At 73.4% G+C, this 16774-nt stretch carries 15 protein-coding genes and 1 pseudogene; 5 read left to right on the plus strand and 11 right to left on the minus strand.

What is annotated here, in order from left to right; all coding sequences use genetic code 11:
* Window positions 1–46: 46 nt before the first annotated feature.
* The 6 genes from pyrE to ACFYWG_RS25205 all read right to left on the minus strand — a co-directional run bounded on the left by pyrE (window position 47) and on the right by ACFYWG_RS25205 (window position 5787).
* Entirely contained in the window at window positions 47–595 is a 549-nt protein-coding gene (gene pyrE, locus ACFYWG_RS25180) for an orotate phosphoribosyltransferase (protein ID WP_383500003.1), read from the minus strand.
* A gap of 10 nt (window positions 596–605) precedes the next feature.
* Window positions 606–1394 carry an aldose 1-epimerase gene (locus ACFYWG_RS25185; RefSeq protein ID WP_383500000.1) on the minus strand — a complete coding sequence of 263 codons (789 nt, stop codon included), beginning with the start codon at window positions 1392–1394 and terminating at the stop codon, window positions 606–608.
* Window positions 1395–1445: 51 nt separating this feature from the next.
* Window positions 1446–2339 (minus strand): SRPBCC domain-containing protein, encoded by an 894-nt coding sequence (locus ACFYWG_RS25190; protein WP_385411946.1) that lies wholly within the window; start codon window positions 2337–2339, stop codon window positions 1446–1448.
* Between the two features lie 151 nt (window positions 2340–2490).
* A complete protein-coding gene (locus ACFYWG_RS25195) occupies window positions 2491–4161 on the minus strand; it encodes a polyamine aminopropyltransferase (RefSeq protein ID WP_389203721.1) in 1671 nt (556 codons plus the stop codon).
* A gap of 133 nt (window positions 4162–4294) precedes the next feature.
* Window positions 4295–4822 (minus strand): DUF2617 family protein, encoded by a 528-nt coding sequence (locus ACFYWG_RS25200; RefSeq protein WP_376326711.1) that lies wholly within the window; start codon window positions 4820–4822, stop codon window positions 4295–4297.
* A gap of 671 nt (window positions 4823–5493) precedes the next feature.
* Complete coding sequence (locus ACFYWG_RS25205; RefSeq protein WP_376326709.1) at window positions 5494–5787, minus strand: hypothetical protein; 294 nt, start codon at window positions 5785–5787, stop codon at window positions 5494–5496.
* 128 nt (window positions 5788–5915) lie between these two features.
* Here ACFYWG_RS25205 and ACFYWG_RS25210 point away from each other — a divergent pair, with 128 nt between their 5' ends.
* The gene (locus ACFYWG_RS25210; RefSeq protein WP_383499989.1) at window positions 5916–7112 is read left to right on the plus strand and encodes a pyridoxal phosphate-dependent aminotransferase; all 1197 of its coding nucleotides are present in this window, start codon (window positions 5916–5918) and stop codon (window positions 7110–7112) included.
* Window positions 7113–7227: 115 nt separating this feature from the next.
* Here the strand turns inward: ACFYWG_RS25210 and ACFYWG_RS25215 are convergent.
* A pseudogene (locus ACFYWG_RS25215) lies at window positions 7228–8089 on the minus strand (hypothetical protein).
* Window positions 8090–8409: 320 nt separating this feature from the next.
* Window positions 8410–8937 carry a YbjN domain-containing protein gene (locus ACFYWG_RS25220; protein ID WP_037765125.1) on the minus strand — a complete coding sequence of 176 codons (528 nt, stop codon included), beginning with the start codon at window positions 8935–8937 and terminating at the stop codon, window positions 8410–8412.
* 176 nt (window positions 8938–9113) lie between these two features.
* Here ACFYWG_RS25220 and ACFYWG_RS25225 point away from each other — a divergent pair, with 176 nt between their 5' ends.
* Window positions 9114–9617: a hypothetical protein gene (locus ACFYWG_RS25225; protein ID WP_389203724.1), complete on the plus strand. Its 504-nt coding sequence runs from the start codon at window positions 9114–9116 to the stop codon at window positions 9615–9617.
* Between the two features lie 21 nt (window positions 9618–9638).
* On the opposite strand, the gene clpB is transcribed toward ACFYWG_RS25225, so the two are convergent.
* Window positions 9639–12239 (minus strand): ATP-dependent chaperone ClpB, encoded by a 2601-nt coding sequence (gene clpB, locus ACFYWG_RS25230; protein ID WP_389203726.1) that lies wholly within the window; start codon window positions 12237–12239, stop codon window positions 9639–9641.
* A gap of 138 nt (window positions 12240–12377) precedes the next feature.
* Between clpB and ACFYWG_RS25235 the strand changes: the two genes are divergently transcribed.
* Window positions 12378–12794: a pyridoxamine 5'-phosphate oxidase family protein gene (locus ACFYWG_RS25235; protein WP_376326700.1), complete on the plus strand. Its 417-nt coding sequence runs from the start codon at window positions 12378–12380 to the stop codon at window positions 12792–12794.
* 177 nt (window positions 12795–12971) lie between these two features.
* Here ACFYWG_RS25235 and ACFYWG_RS25240 read toward each other — a convergent pair whose 3' ends face one another.
* A complete protein-coding gene (locus tag ACFYWG_RS25240) occupies window positions 12972–13307 on the minus strand; it encodes a hypothetical protein (RefSeq protein WP_376326699.1) in 336 nt (111 codons plus the stop codon).
* 316 nt (window positions 13308–13623) lie between these two features.
* Here ACFYWG_RS25240 and ACFYWG_RS25245 point away from each other — a divergent pair, with 316 nt between their 5' ends.
* Together ACFYWG_RS25245 and ACFYWG_RS25250 are read left to right on the plus strand one after the other, a co-directional pair.
* Entirely contained in the window at window positions 13624–14643 is a 1020-nt protein-coding gene (locus tag ACFYWG_RS25245) for a helix-turn-helix transcriptional regulator (protein WP_383499977.1), read from the plus strand.
* Complete coding sequence (locus ACFYWG_RS25250) at window positions 14640–15626, plus strand: helix-turn-helix transcriptional regulator (RefSeq protein ID WP_383499974.1); 987 nt, start codon at window positions 14640–14642, stop codon at window positions 15624–15626. Before ACFYWG_RS25245 ends, ACFYWG_RS25250 begins: the two co-directional genes overlap by 4 nt.
* On the opposite strand, the gene ACFYWG_RS25255 is transcribed toward ACFYWG_RS25250, so the two are convergent.
* Window positions 15589–16632, minus strand: a complete 1044-nt coding sequence (locus ACFYWG_RS25255; protein ID WP_376326695.1) for a LuxR C-terminal-related transcriptional regulator — start codon at window positions 16630–16632, stop codon at window positions 15589–15591. The two genes, ACFYWG_RS25250 and ACFYWG_RS25255, sit on opposite strands and share 38 nt — an antisense overlap.
* Window positions 16633–16774 lie beyond the last annotated feature (142 nt).

Below are 16774 nucleotides of genomic sequence, written 5' to 3' on the forward strand. Positions count from 1 at the left end.
CTTTCCAGACTCGGCCGGAAGGTCCAGATCGCTGTCCACGCCCTGGTCAGTCCAGGCCCAGCTCGTCCTTGGAGAAGGCGTACAGGTACGGCACGCCGGCGCCCTCCTGGATCTTCTCCGCGGCACCGGTCGCCCGGTCGACGATGGTCGCGACGGCGACGACCTCGGCCCCGGCCTCGCGCACGGCCTCCACGGCGGTGAGCGGGGAGCCGCCGGTGGTGGAGGTGTCCTCGACGACCAGCACGCGGCGGCCGGCGATGTCCGGGCCCTCGACGCGGCGCTGAAGGCCGTGCGCCTTGGCGGCCTTGCGCACGACGAAGGCGTCCAGGCGCTTGCCGCGGGCGGCGGCCGCGTGCAGCATGGCGGCCGCGACCGGGTCGGCGCCCATGGTCAGCCCGCCGACGGCGTCGAAGTCCAGCTCGGCGGTCAGGTCCAGCAGCACCTGCCCGACCAGCGGGGCGGCCTGGCCGTCGAGGGTGACGCGGCGCAGGTCCACGTAGTAGTCGGCTTCGAGACCCGACGACAGGGTCACCTTGCCGTGCACCACGGCCTTGTCCTTGATCTGCTGCAGCAGCGCGCCGCGTGTGTCCGTCATGCCGCCCAGCTTAGAGGCGGCGCCAGCGCCAGGTGGTGGTGGCCTCCAGCGGTTCCAGCGGCGTGACCAGCCGCGGCAGGGTGTTGAGCCCGTCCGGCGGGCCGGTCTGCGGCTCGACGCACACGGCCTCCCGCTGCTCGTCGTAGACGACGACCCACTCCGCCCGGCTGGACACGGTCAGCTCCAGCTGTCCGGGCCAGGTCAAGGTGGCCTCGACGCCGCCGGGCATGCCGAAGCAGTCGTCCCACGGCCCGGGCTTGGGGTCGACGCGGTGCCCGGTGGGCAGGTGGTCGTCGCCGCGCTCCTCCTGCCAGGCGGGGGAGAAGTCGAGCCTGACGTCCTCGCCGCCGAGGTTGCGGTGGAACCAGGGGTGCCAGCCGATCTGCGCCGGGAAGGACGACTCGTACGTCTCCACCGAGATGGTCAGCGTCAGGGAGTCCCCGGTGAGGTCGACGACCTGGGTGACGCGGCCCGGGTGCGGCCAGGGGTCGGTGAGCTCGCAGGTGATGACGGCCTCGGACGCGGTCCGGCGGGCGGTGCGCCAGGCGGTGTCGCGGACGGTGCCGTGGATGGCGTGGGGCGGGGCGTTCAGCGGCAGCTGCCGCACCTCGGCGCCGTCGAGGAAGCGGCCGTGGCGGGTGCGGCCGCACCACGGCACCATCGGGAAGCAGCCGAACCGCTCGCCCTGGCGCAGCAGTTCCACCCCGCCGATGCGCAGCCCTCCGATGCGTCCGCCGTTGCCCGGCTGCACGGTCGCCTCCGCGTCACCCGCGGTCAGCGTGATCTCTTCGTCACTCACAGGACGACCCTACTGGGGTGGATCAAGAGGGCCTGGCTCCGAGCGACCGCCCTAGCGGCGCCGGCGCAGGGCCCGGACCGCGACGACGGCCGAGGCCAGGGCGAGGGCCGCCGCCGGGGCCGCCCAGCGCAGCGGGGCCGGGGGCGACACGGTCTGCGGCGCGGGCACGGGCGCGTACCGGCCGCGCGGTGGGGCGTGGTCCACCTCCTCGGCACTGCGCCCGATCATGGTCCGGCGGGCATGGGCGGCCTCGGCGATGCCGTCCTCCTCGTCGTCGTCCTCCTCCGCCGGTTCGAGGGCGGAGGGCGGGAAGTCCGCGCCGAAGGCTGGGCCGGGCTCCTCGGTCAGTCCGGGCCCGGCGGGTTCGTCGTCGCCCTCCCGGCCCGCGGTGTCCGCGCCGGCTGCCGCGGGAGGCGGTGGCGGGTCGTCCGCGTCGGGGGTCGTCCCGTGGTCGTCCGCGGCATGGGGTGCGAGGTCCCCGGGGACGGGCGGCGCCGCCGGCCCGGGCTGTGCCGGCGGTTCGGGGGCGGCCTCGGCCAGGTGCTCCGCGAAACGGTTCAGCAGCCGGGTGACGGCACTGTCCACCGCGTCCGCCGGGAGCTCCTTGATGCGGCCGTCCGCGGAGGCCGTGCCGTCGAAGACGACCGTGCAGCCGTCCTCCGCCTCCCGCAGGGCGATCCGCAGCGCGAGCGTCACCGAGCCGCTGCCGCGCGCCTCCTCCGCCTTCCCGTCGGCGGCGTACGACCCGTCGTCCTGCCGGGACAGCCGTACGGCACCGCGGTAGGTGACGGAGTGGCTGCCGACCCGGACCTTCAGCCGGCCGGCGACGGGCTCGGCGCCCGCGTCCTGCTGGAGCCCGGGAACGGCCCGGGCGACCCGCGCGGGGTCGTCCAGCACCCCCCTGAGCCGCTCGGCCGGGACCGGAACGAACACCTCGTGCTCCATGTCGACGGACTCTACCCAGCACGGGCCGGATCGCACCCCCGCCCGGGGGATTCGCCCCCGATCCACCCCCACCAGGCGTATCCTCCCGGCCCGCCGCGCCCCGGGCCCCGGCGCGCGTCCGGTCCGCACCGGAGGGAGGCGGCGGGGCCCGTCAGTACCGGGGGTGCAGCAGGGTCGAGGCGGGCAGCCCGCCGATCCGCGTCGCGCGCACCTGCCGGATCCCGGCCCGCAGCGCCGCGGGGGTCAGCGCCCCGGGCCGCGGCCCGTCCGGGTCGATCCGCGGCCGCGGCCGGGTACGGGAGGCCAGGACGAACCCCCAGTCGCCCGGCGGCCGGGAGCGGCCAGGCTCTGCGCCGTGCCCGGCGCGGCGCGCGCCCAGGACGTAGGGGGCGGTGCGCAGGCCGGCGGCGCGGACGGACGCCTCGACGGTCCAGAAGGCCCGCGGGCCGGCGGCGACCGGCCCGGCGTGCACGACCAGCCGGCCGCCGGGGGCCAGGGCGCGGCGCGCGAGGCCGTAGAACTCCTGCGAGTACAGCTTCGCGCCGGCCGTGATGCCCGGGTCGGGCAGGTCGCAGACGATCACGTCGTACGCCGCCGGGGGTGTGGCGCGCAGCCGGCCGAAGGCGTCGTCGATCGTGACGCGCACACGGCGGTCACCGAAGGCGTGCCGGTTCAGCGCGGACAGGCCCGGGTCGGTCCGGGCCAGCCGGATCATCTCCGCGTCGACCTCGACGACGTCGATCCGCTCCACCCCCCGGTGGCGCAGCACCTCGCGGACGGCCAGGCCGTCCCCGCCGCCCAGGACGAGCACGCGCGCGTGCGGCCCGGCCATCGCCGGACGGACCAGGGCCTCGGGCCGGCGCCGCCCGTCGGGCCCGCCGGCCCGCAGCCGCCCGTCGAGGTACAGGTCCAGGGGCCGCCCGCGGGTGCCCCCGGCCAGGACGATCTCCTGCACGCCGCTGCGCAGCGCCACGCGTACGTCGCCGCCGTACACCGCGTGGCGTGCGGCCCGTTCGAAGTCGTCGGCGAGAAGGGCGGCCGTGGCCAGGAGCGCGAGGACGACGACGTTGGCGAGCAGCAGCAGCCGCCGGGCGCGCCGGGTCAGGTCCCGCCGGAACAGGCCGCACACCAGGGCGCAGCCGACCACCGCGTTGACGGCACCGGTGAGGAGCGCGCCGGTGAGCTGCCCGAGGAGCGGCAGCAGCAGGAAGGGGAACGCCAGTCCGCCGACGAGGGCACCGACGTAGTCCGCGGCGAACAGGTCGGCGACCGCCCCGCCGGGGTCCTGGCGGCGGATGCGCTGGATCAGCTCCATCAGCAGCGGGATCTCGGCACCGATGAGCAGCCCGGTGGCGAGGGAGAAGGCGACCAGGAGGCCGCGCGGCCCGTCGGGTCCCGTGCCGCCCCCGTCGCCGCTCCAGGCGAACACCGCGTGCAGCGCCATCGCGCTGCCGCCGCCGACCAGCGCGAGCAGGGCCTCGACGGCGCCGAACCCGGCCGCGGCCAGCCCGCGCAGCCGTTTGGCGGCGAGGGAGCCGAGGCCCATCGCGAAGACCATGACCGACAGCACGACGGACGCCTGGGTGACGGAGTCGCCCATCAAGTACGAGGCGACGGCGACCAGTTCCAGCTCGTACACGAGTCCGCAGGCCGCACAGACGAACACGCCCGCGAGGACGAGGAACCGGCCGGTCCCGGGCCGCACGGGCAGTCGCGGCGGATCGGCCGGGCGGCCCACCGGTTCCACCGGGCCCGCCATGCCGCCCGAGTCGCTCCAGGGCGGCGGGGAACCGGGCGGGGCGGGCGCGTGCGGCTCGATCACCCTGGCGACGTTACGTCACGCACCGACAGCGGGCCGTCACCCACAGGAGTGGTGATGGTTTACGGCAGCCGGACGGCGGTACGAGGTGCGTTTCGGCACGCTCGGCGTCTGCCGTCCCTCTCGCCGGCGGCCGTCACAGCACCGGGACGGCCGTCCGGCTGCGCACCCCGACCCGGGACCGGGTCGCGACCAACTGCCCTTCCTGCGGGTAGGCGTGCCAGGTCCGCCAGTGCACCTGCCCCTCGTGGTGCTGGGCGAGCAGTGCGGTGAAGGCGTGCGGGCTGCCGGGGAAGACCCCGGCGAGGCCGTGCGGGTGGTCGGAGACCAGGTCCAGCAACTCCTGGGCCCGGCCCGCGAAGGAGCCGGGCGAGAGCACCTCGACCCGGGCCGCGAACTCGTACTCCCAGTCGCCCACCCGCTTGGCGACGCCGAGCGGGAGCGGGGCGCTGCTGCCCGGGATGCACGCCACCGTCTCCGAGCGGATGCCGCCGCGCTCCTCCAGTACCACCTGGTGCGACGCGCCGAGCAGTCTCAACTGCATTTTTATGCCCGTCAGTTCGAGGTCGAGCGTGGCCAGCGCCGGGAGCGGCTCGCGCCCCAGGGCCCAGGCGAGATCGTCCGCGCGCGTGTCGGTGTAGGAGGTGTTCAGGGTCGTGAGCATCGATCGGCTCCGCAAGCACACAAGGAGAGTGAGGAGGGGAGTTGGGTCCGTGGCGCCCCGGTCACGCCGGAGGATGTCGGCCCGGTCAGCCCGGACGGCCGGTTCCCGGCAGGTGTCCGCAGAACGTCCGGGGGGCTGTGTCGGTCGATTGAGAGGGAATCATGAACCGTGCCCCCGTCACAGCGTTTTTACCCAAGTTCGTAGGGTTTCCATCCCTCAGAGGGCTGCACAGCTCAACTGTTCAACAAACGGCGTGCGCCTGCACCGGGGAGGCGTGCGCCGGTGCGCGGTGCCGCCGCGCACACAGCAGGGAGGAGCGGACGCGCGTACGCCCCGGCGGACCGCCGAAGTGACCGGTCGGGAGCCGTAGTTGCCGGGGAGGCGGTGCGGAGCCGGTACCGGCGTGCCCGGACGGTCCCGTGGACGGACGGGCCGCGCGCACGCCTGTGACGCACGGGGTCAGAGGTTCGAGACACCGCTCCTCCGGGGAGCGGCCGACCGGACGCCCTCCGCCCCGCGCGCGGCCCGAACCCACCCGGCTTCGGCGACGCGGGCCCGCCGCGGGTGCAGGGCCCGGACATGGCGACGCGGGGCCCGCCCCAGGTGCGGACCCCGCGTGCGGTGGGTGCGGCGCCGGTCCTCCCGCCGGGAGGGTGCCGCGCCGGCCTCGGTCAGCTGCCTCCGCCGCCGCAGCCACCGCCTCCGCCGCAGGACGACCCGCCTCCGCAGGACGAGCCTCCGCCGCAGGAGCTTCCCGAGTGGCGGCTGTCGCCGCCGCCGGACGAGCCGGAGTCTCCCCCGCCCGCCCACCAGCTCGTGCTGCCGCTGTCGCTGGACGACCTGCGGGACGTCCGCGCCCCGCTCCGCGTCCCCGCGGGACGGCGGGAGCCGCCCCTGCGGGCGAGCGACACCAGCGCCCCGACGAACAGGACCGCGATCACCGCCAGGATGATGCCGACGAACATGGCGCCACCCTCCTTCCGTTTCCCCCGAAGCGGCCCCCCGTGGGCGCCTCGCTCTTGCGTGACCGGGAGATGCCCGGCCGCCACGCGCGCCAAAGCAGAGTTGAGGAACTCCAGAGCTTCGGCGCAGGATGGCCGGCATGACCTCCAGCGCGCGCCCCCTCCTCAACCGCCGGCTCGCCGAGTTCGGGACGACGATCTTCGCCGAGATGTCGGCGCTGGCCCTGAGCACCGGGGCCATCAACCTCGGCCAGGGCTTCCCGGACACCGACGGGCCCGAGGAGGTCAGGGAGGCGGCCGTACGGGCCCTGCGCGACGGCCGCGGCAACCAGTACCCGCCCGGCCCCGGCGTCCCCGAGCTGCGCACCGCGATCGCCGCCCACCAGCAGCGCCGCTACGGCCTGTCCCTCGACCCGGACACCGAGGTCCTGGTCACCGCGGGCGCCACCGAGGCCATCGCGGCCGCGCTGCTGGCCCTGGTCGAGCCGGGTGACGAGGTGGTCGCCCTGGAGCCGTACTACGACTCCTACGCGGCGTGCATCGCGATGGCCGGCGGGCGCCGGGTGCCGGTGACGCTGCGCGCGGACACCGAGGAGGGGCGCTTCCGCCTGGACCTGGACGAGCTGCGCGCCGCCGTCACCGACCGCACCCGGCTGCTGCTGGTCAACACCCCGCACAACCCGACCGGCACGGTCCTCACCCGCGCCGAGCTGGCCGCGATCGCCGAACTCGCCGTCGAGCGCGATCTGCTGGTGGTGACGGACGAGGTGTACGAGCACCTGGTCTTCGACGACGCCGAGCACGTGCCCCTCGCGACGTTCCCGGGGATGCGCGAGCGCACGGTGACCATCTCCAGCAGCGGCAAGACGTACTCCTTCACCGGCTGGAAGGTCGGCTGGCTGACGGCGGCCCCGGAGCTGGTGACGGCGGTGCGCTCGGCGAAGCAGTACCTGACCTACGTCTCGGCGGGCCCCTTCCAGTACGCGATCGCCGAGGCGCTGTCGCTGCCGGAGGCGTACTTCACGGACTTCCGCGCCGACATGCTGGCCAAGCGGGACCTGCTCGCGGCGGGCCTGGAGGAGGCCGGGTTCCGGGTCTTCCGCCCGTCGGGCACGTACTTCGTCACCACCGACATCCGCCCCCTCGGCGAGAGCGACGGCTTCGCCTTCTGCCGGGCCCTGCCGGAGCGCGCCGGCGTCGTCGCCATCCCCAACGCGGTCTTCTACGACCACCGCGAGGAGGGCGCCCCGTTCGTCCGTTTCGCCTTCTGCAAGCGGACCGCAGTGCTGGAGGAGGCGGCGAAGCGACTGGGGGCGGCGTTCCGGTGACGCGGCGGGCGTCCCCGTCGGGCTCCGGGCGCGGGAGCTGGTCGCGGTCGGGTTCGGTGGCCGCCTTCGGTGCACCGGGCGCCGCCGTGCCGTGAGCGGAGTCCGAACGGTCCTCTCAGCCGGCTGCCCGCAACGGCTCCCCGCCCGCGAGGTCACGGCAGGTGCGGCAGTGTCCGGGCGTCGCCGCGCGGAACGCGCGCTCGCAGCCGTCGCAGGTCTGGAAGGGCAGGACGTGCGGCCGGGCCGCCGGTGTGGGCGGTGCGGGCAGGGGTGTTTCCCGGAGGCGGAAGGCAAGGACGCTCGCCGGGCGGGCCCGGAAGCGGTCGGGGAGGCGCAGGGTCAGCAGTTCGGTGATCTCGCGCGGCCCGACCCCGGCCGCCAGCCACTCGGTGACCGCCGGGGCCAGTCGGGCGGCCTCCTGTGGCGGACAGGACGAGGCGTGGGTCGACCCGGCGCAGGGCGGCCAGGACGGCGACCGCCTCCGGGTCGGCGTCGGCGAGGGCGGGCGCCCGGCCCCCGGTCGTCTCCTCGGGGCCGCCCGCCGACGGTGCGGCAGGAGGCGCGGCCCGACGGACGACCGGCGGCTTCCGGGGACCGGGCGGGCGAGGCGGGCCGTCGGGGTCTCGGCCGCCGGGCACGTCGTAGAAGTACGTCCGGGTGCGGATGTGCCCGGAGGGCGTGCGCTCGCGGCGGCGTTCCAGGTATCCGGCGGCCTCCAGTTCCCTCAGCGCGCGCGAGATGAGGATCTCGCCTTCGCTGAAGTGCGCGCAGAGGGCGGTGATGCTGACGGGGGTGCCGTCGGGCAGGGAGGCGATGTACGCCGCGACGCCGATCGTGACCGCGCTGCCGCGGCGCTGGGCGAGGGCGTTGGAGAGCACCGTGAAGTCGGCCGTCAGCCGGGTGCGGACGTGGATCACACCGGAGGTCGGAGCTCCGGCGTCGGCGCGCAGGCGCGCGTTAGACTGCGGGTCAGCCATCGGGAAGTGCACTCTTCCTGATCGGTCAGGCCCTCGTTCGGGATGCCAGTCCCGGCCGGGGGCCGTATCTGTCTGCGGTTGTCGCGGCGAACGTAACGGTCCGTTACCCGCCGTCGCAAGCCGGTCACCCGGACGGGTGACGCCCGCGCTCCGGCGCGGGAGGGTGGGTGGGCGGGGAGTTCTGTCCCCGGTTCTTTCCGGAGGTCAGCGGCCCGCCGGACCCTCGCGGACAGGGGTCCGGCCCGCGGAGGAAGCAGAACGGCGCGTACAGCACGTACCTGCTCGTACGTGCCGACGCGCCGTGGGAGGTCGCTTGCGGACTACTCGTCGTCCTCGGGCTTCTCCGCCTCGTTGATCTCCTGCTCCAGACCGAGCTGCTCGACGAGCCACTTGTCGAACTCGATCGCGGCGCGCACCCAGCTGACCGTCGAGGAGACGAAGTGCTCCAGGCTGACGCCCATGCCGATCAGCATCTGGGCCTCGCCGATCAGGCGGACCGTGCCGTCGTCGTGGGTGTGGCTGTAGACCTTGGGCCACAGGGTGCGGCGGTTCCAGTCGTCGATGGACTCCAGGATCTGCGGCTTGGCCTCGATCTCGTGGGGCCGGTCGTAGAAGGTCCGCACGGAGAAGACCTGCTGGTCTCCCTCTCCACGGAACATGAAGTAGGTGCGGAACTGCTCCCACGGCGCCGCGAGGTCTCCCTCGTCGTCGACGACGTACTTGAGCTCCATCTGGTCGAGGAGCTGCTTCACGAGGTCCTGATCCGGGACGACGGGGCCCGCCGGTCCTTGCGGCTGCGGCTCGGGCTGGCCCCCGAAGTTCGGAATCGAGGACGGGTCGATGGTCACCGTGATTTTCCCTTCGTACGGATTCCGCCATCCTCCCCCATGCGGGGAGGGGGGTGGCAAGCCCCGACAGGCCCTGTCAGCCCTCGGCTGACACGATCCGGTCACCGGCCGGGGCACGGACAACCTCCGCCCGCCCGGCACCGTCTCCCTGAGCGGCGGACGAAGGGGGCGTGGTCATGGCGGCACCGGGGCGAGGCCGTACCAGGTGGGAGCTGGTCCTGCCGATCGTGGCGGTGCCGGTGATCGTCCTGGCCGCCCTGGTCGCGGGCATCGCCCTGTGGGCCGTCTCCGGCGACGGCGGGAGCGACGGCGACCGCGACCGCGACGGTGGGCGTACGGGCGCCGCGGCCGAGGTCCCCTGCGCCGAGGTCCTGGCCTTCGGGGCCGCCGCCCGCCCGGACGGCGCGCACGTACGCGACTGCACCGTCCAGCGGGGCATCGACACGTCCTACAGCGCGGTGCTGCGCATGCCCCGCGACGACGTGCGCGGCTGGCTGCGCGCGACGTACCCCGACGCGCCGGAGCCCCGCACGGGCGGCGGGGTGTGCGGCGCGCTCTGCCTGGACGTGACCCGCGGGAAGGGGCTGCCGGGCACGGCCGGGGCGCACGTGGTGCAGGTGCGCGTGGAGAACGAGAACGCCGAGACGGCGCTGGTGCGCTTCTCGGCGTTCACGATGTGACGTCCAGGCCCCGCTGCGGCCCTACAGCGTCTTGCCGGCGCCGGCGGGCCCCACGAGCAGGCCGTCCTCGAACCGGTCCACCCGGACGGTGTCGCCGTCCTTGATCTCCCCGGACAGGATCTCCTTGGCGAGCCGGTCGCCGATGGCGGACTGCACCAGCCGCCGCAGCGGCCGGGCCCCGTACGCCGGGTCCAGGCCCTCCTCGGCGAGCCAGGCCAGCGCCTCGGGCGTGATGTCCAGGCTCAGGCGCCGCTCGGCCAGTCGCTTGGCCAGGCGGTCGATCTGGAGCTTGGCGATGCGCTCCAGCTCGGGCTTGGTCAGCGCCGAGAAGACGACCAGGTCGTCCAGGCGGTTGAGGAACTCCGGCTTGAAGGAGGCCCGGACCACCTCCAGCACCTGCTCCTTCTTCTCCGTCTCGCTGGTCAGCGGGTCGACCAGATACTGGCTGCCGAGGTTGGAGGTCAGTACCAGGATCGTGTTGCGGAAGTCGACCGTGCGGCCCTGCCCGTCGGTCAGGCGCCCGTCGTCGAGCACCTGCAGCAGGATGTCGAAGACCTCGGGGTGGGCCTTCTCCACCTCGTCCAGCAGCACCACCGAGTACGGCCGCCTGCGCACGGCCTCGGTGAGCTGGCCGCCCTCCTCGTAGCCGACGTACCCGGGCGGGGCGCCGACGAGGCGGGCCACGCTGTGCTTCTCGCTGTACTCCGACATGTCGATGCGGACCATCGCCCGCTCGTCGTCGAAGAGGAAGTCGGCGAGGGCCTTGGCCAGTTCGGTCTTGCCGACACCGGTCGGGCCGAGGAAGAGGAAGGACCCGGTGGGCCGGTCGGGGTCGGCGATCCCGGCGCGCGAGCGGCGCACGGCGTCGGACACCGCCCGCACGGCCTCGCTCTGCCCGATCAGCCGCTTGCCCAGCTCGTCCTCCATGCGCAGCAGCTTCTGCGTCTCGCCCTCCATCAGCCGCCCGGCGGGGATGCCGGTCCAGGAGGCGACGACGTCGGCGATGTCGTCGGCGCCGACCTCCTCCTTGACCATGGTGTCCCGGGCGACCTCCTCCTCGGCCTCGGAGGCGGCCTCCAGCTCCTTCTCCAGGGCCGGGATCTCGCCGTAGAGCAGCTTGGAGGCGGTGTCGAAGTCGCCATCGCGCTGGGCGCGTTCGGCCTGGCCGCGGACCTCGTCGAGGCGCTCCTTCAGCTCACCGACGCGGTTGAGGGACTGCTTCTCCTTCTCCCAGCGGGCGGTCAGGCCGCGCAGCTCCTCCTCCTTGTCGGCGAGGTCGCGGCGCAGCTTGTCCAGCCGCTCGCGGGAGGCCGCGTCGGTCTCCTTGCCGATCGCCAGCTCCTCCATCTTCAGCCGGTCGACGGCGCGCTGGAGTTCGTCGATCTCGACGGGTGAGGAGTCGATCTCCATGCGCAGCCGGGAGGCCGCCTCGTCGACGAGGTCGATGGCCTTGTCGGGCAGGAAGCGGGAGGTGATGTACCGGTCGGAGAGGGTGGCCGCGGCGACGAGCGCGCTGTCGGCGATCTGCACCTTGTGGTGGGCCTCGTAGCGGCCCTTGAGCCCGCGCAGGATCGCGATGGAGTCCTCGACGGTCGGCTCGGCCACCAGCACCTGCTGGAAGCGGCGCTCCAGGGCGGGGTCCTTCTCGATCCGCTCGCGGTACTCGTCGAGGGTCGTCGCACCGACCATGCGCAGTTCACCGCGGGCGAGCATGGGCTTGAGCATGTTGCCGGCATCCATGGCGGAGTCGCCGCCGGCGCCGGCGCCCACGACGGTGTGCAGCTCGTCGATGAAGGTGATGATCTGCCCGTCGGAGTCCTTGATCTCGGCCAGGACGGTCTTCAGGCGCTCCTCGAACTCGCCCCGGTACTTGGCGCCCGCGACCATCGCGCCGAGGTCGAGCGCGACGAGCCGCTTGTCCTTCAGCGACTCGGGGACGTCGCCCTTGACGATCCGCTGGGCGAGCCCCTCGACGACGGCGGTCTTGCCGACGCCGGGCTCACCGATCAGCACGGGGTTGTTCTTGGTGCGCCGCGACAGGACCTGCACCACGCGGCGGATCTCCTGGTCGCGGCCGATGACCGGGTCGAGCTTGCCTTCGCGCGCGGCGGCGGTGAAGTCGGTCCCGAACTTCTCCAGGGCCTTGTACTGGCCCTCGGGGTCGGCGGTGGTCACGCGGCGCTGTCCTCGTGTCTTCTGGAAGGCGGCCTGCAGCTTCTTGGCGTCGGCGCCCTGGCGGGTGAGCACCTCGCCGGCCGCGCCGCCCTTGGCGGCGATACCGATCAGCAGGTGCTCGGTGGACAGGTACTCGTCGCCCAGCTCCTGGGCGCGGGACTGCGCGTCGGCGACGACGGCGAGCATCTCGCGGTTGGGCTGGGGCGGCGCCACGGTCGAGCCGGTGACGCTGGGCAGCCCGGCGAGGACGCGCTCGGCGCCGGAGCGCACGGCGGCCTGGTCGGCGTCGACCGCGGCGAGCAGGTCGGTGATGTTCTCGTTGTCCTGCCCCTGGAGCAGCGCGAGGAGCAGGTGGGCGGGGGTGAGGTCGGGGTGCCCCTCGGTCACGGCCCGGTTGCTGGCAGCGTTGATCGCGTCCCGGCTCCGGTTGGTCAGCTCGGCGTCCACGTTCGCGTTCTCCTCCTTGCGTGCAGCGGTGTGCGGCGTCTCCTCGGGCAGTCCGTACTGACTGGGTCAACGTCCACAAAGTTGAGTCTATTCCACTCAAGGCCGATTCCGGGAGGGCAGGAGCGTTAAGTTCCGTCCATGGCGACCAAGTACTCCGTGGATCCGGGCGCTCCCGATCCGTCGTACCTCAGCTTCTGGCGGGAACGGCACCTGTGCACCCTGACGACCCCACGCCCGGACGGCACACCGCACGTAGTACCCGTCGGGGTCACATACGATCCCGAGGCCCGTCTGGCTCGGGTGATCGCCAACGGGGCCAGCAGGAAGGTGCGCAACGTGCTGGCCGCGGGGGAGGAAGGAGCGCCCGTCGCGGTGTGCCAGCTGGAGGGCCGCCGCTGGGCGACACTGGAGGGCCGGGCCGTCGTGCGCCGGGAGCCGGAGCGGGTCGCGGAGGCGGAGCGGCGGTACGCGGAGCGCTACGGCCGGACGCCGTCGCCGAATCCGGCCCGGGTGGTCATCGAGATCCGGCTGACGCGGGCGATGGGCCGGGGTTGAGAGAAGTGAACGTCCACACCGGGAACCGGCCGGATCCGGCCACGGTGTGCGGCGGGCCGCCGGGGGCGATACCCGGAAATGTCCCCGCAAACTGCAGCGGCGTCACCGTGTTCAGGTCACGGTGACGCCGCTGCGGGGGGAAGCACCTGAGCGATCTGTTACGACGGGGGAATCGCGTCAGGCACTGCGGGGGGTGGCAGAGATGGTCCGCGGGACAGGCGCGTCGGCCTCCACCTGCTGGTGGTCCCGCTGGTCCAGGTTCACAAAGATCATTCCGTACCGTACGGCGCACCGGACGGGCTGCGGCGCCCCCCGAGGCCGCCGCAGGCACCGGTAGGCCCGTACGTCTCCGTCCTCGTCCCGCGTGACGACGACCGGCTCTCCGAACACGGTCACCATCAGGGAGTCACCGCTGTGGGGGATGGCGGTGACCAGGTCGATGAAGTGCCAGCCGGAGCGGTAGGCGGTGGCCATCTCACGACGGAAGGAGCGGTCGTCGGGTGGAGTGGTCACGATCAGCCCCCGGCTCCGTCTGCGGTACCGACGGTGGACTGTGCCGCCGCCGGCCACACACTGTCGGCCAGGACATGACTCTTGGCGGTCGCCGGCCAGACACTGTCCGCCCGGTCGTCGCCGTTCGGGCCCGAGAGGCCGCTCACGGTTCCGAAGGCCACGACGGCGGAGAAGGCGGCGACAAGCCCCAAGCGAAGCATTCTGTTACGCATAGTCGGCTTCGTCCTCACTTGAAGGTCCCCTCTTCCCCCGTCGAATACGACGATGGCTCATTCGGGCACGTCATGGCCACAGAATCAATGCATCATGTTCCTGCATGTTCAGGACCCTGGGGGGTGGAGATTTGACAACGAATCGGACCAAGGTGACACATCCCCATGTGGTGACCGAGATGTGCGAGGAAGGTGGCCGACTGTACGCGAACGCCCTGCGTGCGGGGCGCATTCTGCGGACCGACACGGAAGCGGCTCCCTGCCTGATGGAGTTCGCCCTTCTCCACCCGGATCCCGACGACCCGGACTGGCTGCGCCCCATCCCCCCGGCCGTGGCACTTGCCCAGCGGCTCAATCCCATCGAGAGCGAGATCACCGAGCGCAGGCGCGAGTCGATCCAGCTGTCCGACGCCTTCGCCCCGTTCATGGCGCTGAGCGCCCAGGCCATGACGAGCAGCGACTCCATCACGGTCCTGGAGGGCAGCGAACGCATCAACGCCGCGCTCAACCTGGCCACGTCCCAGTGCCAGACCGAGATGCTCACGATCCAGCCGAGCGGCCACCGGCCCGAACGCAGCCTGATCCAGGGTCTGGAGCGCGACCGCCCGCTGATCGAACGTGGTGTGCGCATCCGGACGCTGTATCCGCACACGGCGCGGTACAACTCCGAGAGGCTCGCCTACGCCAGCCAGTTCACCGACGGCAAGGTCGAGTACCGCACCATCGACGGGCTGGTCGAGCGGCTCATCGTCTGCGACGAGACCGTCGCCTTCATTCCCACCCGCGACGACCAGAAGGTCGCTCTCGAACTGCACCACCCCGGTCTCGTCTCCTACCTGATCAAGGTCTTCGAGTTCATGTGGGACCGGGCGGTACCGCTGAGCGCCGGCGCCCCCTACGAAACCGCCCCCGACGGCATCACCGAAATCCAGCACTCCATAGCGAAGCTCCTCGTCGAAGGCCATGTCGACGAGGCCATCGCCCGGCGCCTGGGCATGAACGTGCGCACCTGCCGGGCTCACATCGCCAAGCTCGCCTCGGCCCTGGGCAGCGGGAGCCGGGCCCAACTGGGCTTCCTCATAGCGCAGTCCGGCATCCTGGACCGCACGGGGGCCGCACCGTGAGCGCACGCCACCCGGAGCACGCCGAGGACGACCTGTGCGCGGCGGGCGCGGACCTGTACGAACGCGCCCTGCGTGAGGGGGCGGTGCCGGCCGGGGACGCCCGGGCCGCGCCCTGCCTCGTCGACCTGGGCCTGCTGCACCCCGCCCTCGACGACCCCACCCGCCTGGAGCCCCTCGCCCCGGTCGTCGCACTGCACCGGCTGCTGCGCGGCTCCGGGGAGCGGATCGCGAGCGAACGGCGGCGTGAGGCACGGCTGGCCGAGACGTTCGGCTCGCTCATGCGGATCGCCGGCCCTCAGGCCCCGCCGCCCGGCAGCGGCACGCTCCGGCTGCTCCAGGGCACGGAACGGATCAACCGTGCCATCACCGACGCCATGGCCGAGGCGTCCGACGAGGTGGTCACCGTCCAGCCCCGCGCCGGACTCACCGGCGAACGCGGTCAGGTCGCCGACACCGCGTCACTGGGCCGCGACCAGGCCGCACTGGACCGCGGCTGCCGGATCCGCACCCTCTACCCGCACACGCTGCGCCACTTCCCGGTGATCACCGCCCGCTGCGAGCGTCTGAAGGGCGACGTGCAGATACGCACGCTGGACGAGGTGCCCGACCGCCTCGTCCTCATCGACGGCTCGGTGGCCTTCGTCCCGGCCGGCCAGGACGGCAGGCTCGCCCTCGAGATCAGGCACCCGGCGCTCGTGCAGTACCTCGGCGTCGCCTTCGACCGACTGTGGCGCCTTGCCACCCCCATGCATCCCGAAGCCGCCCCCCAGCCCTCCCCCGGCGGCGTCACCCCCCGGCAGCACGCCATCGCCGCGCTGCTCGTGGAGGGGCACACCGACACCGTGATCGCCGAGCGGCTCGGGATGAACGTCCGTACCGCCCGGGTCCACATCGCCAAGCTCGCCGCGACGCTGGGGAGCCGGAGCAGGGCGCAGCTCGGCTACCTCATCGGGCGGTCCGGGATCCTCGAGCGGGAACACTGAGCGTCGGCGAGGCGGCCGCCCGCGGCGGCCCGTCCAGTCCCGCCTGGGCGATCCGCACGCCCAGTTGCGTCCGGCTGGCCGCCCCCAGCGTCTCCGACAGACGCGCGATGTGCGCCCGGCACGTCCGCACGCTGATGCCCAGCCGTTCCGCGATGACCGCGTCCTGGTGCCCCTCCGCCAGCAGCGCCGCGATGGACTGCTCCCGGTGGGAGATGCCCTCGATGCCCGTGTCGGGCAGCGGCGCGGTCAGCGGGATCGCCAGGCGCCAGAGCCGTTCGAAGACCGTGACGAGGTAGGCGACCAGGGCGGGGTGCCGCAGCTCCAGCGCCATCGTGCGGTCGCTGTTGGCGGGGACGAACGCCACGGTCCGGTCGAACAGGATCAGCCGGTCGATGACCTCGTCCAGCGTGCGCGCCTCCACCGCGTCGCCCATGATCTCCAGGTACGTCAGCAGCCCCTGCCCGTGCCGGGCGACGTGCGTGTACAGGTCGCGCATCCGCACGCCCCGGCCGCGCAGCGCCAGCGCGCGGTGCAGGCCCTCGGAGAGCTCCGCCTCGCGGCGGATGCCGCCGGGCTGGACGGTGAGCACCTCGGTCGTGCACGCCTCGGTCGCCTCGTCCATCGCGGCCTGGATGCGGGCCAGTCCGTCCAGGACCCGGATCGCCGAGCCCTCACCGGCCGACGGGGCGGGACGGACCTGCCGGCCCAGTCCGGCGTACCACTCGACGGCGGCCACGGCCGAGCCCACCCGCCGCTGGTTGGCGCTGACCTCGTCGTACATCCCGCGCAGCAGCCGGGTCATGACCTCCTGCGGGGAGGTCGGCACCAGCCAGTCCATGTCGTCGGGGTCGGGGTGCAGCAGGGCGAGTTCGAGCAGGCAGGGCACCGGTTCCGCGTCCCGGCGCGGCACCCGGCCCCGCCGTACGGCCCGGGAATACACGCGATCCCCGGCCTCGCACAGTCGGTCGGCACCATGTGGATGCTCCTCCGCCCCGTGCCCGGCCATCGCCCATCCCACCCCCGGTTCGCCGTCTCGCCGCAGCGGCAACTATGCGCGGCCGGACGGTGCTCCGCAACACGGCTCCGTCCCGGCGGCGGTTCGTTTCCACCCGTTTGAATCCGGTATCCGCATGCCCGTTGACGGCCCG

Source organism: Streptomyces sp. NPDC003456, assembly GCF_042878735.1.
In the GTDB taxonomy this organism is placed as follows: domain Bacteria; phylum Actinomycetota; class Actinomycetes; order Streptomycetales; family Streptomycetaceae; genus Streptomyces.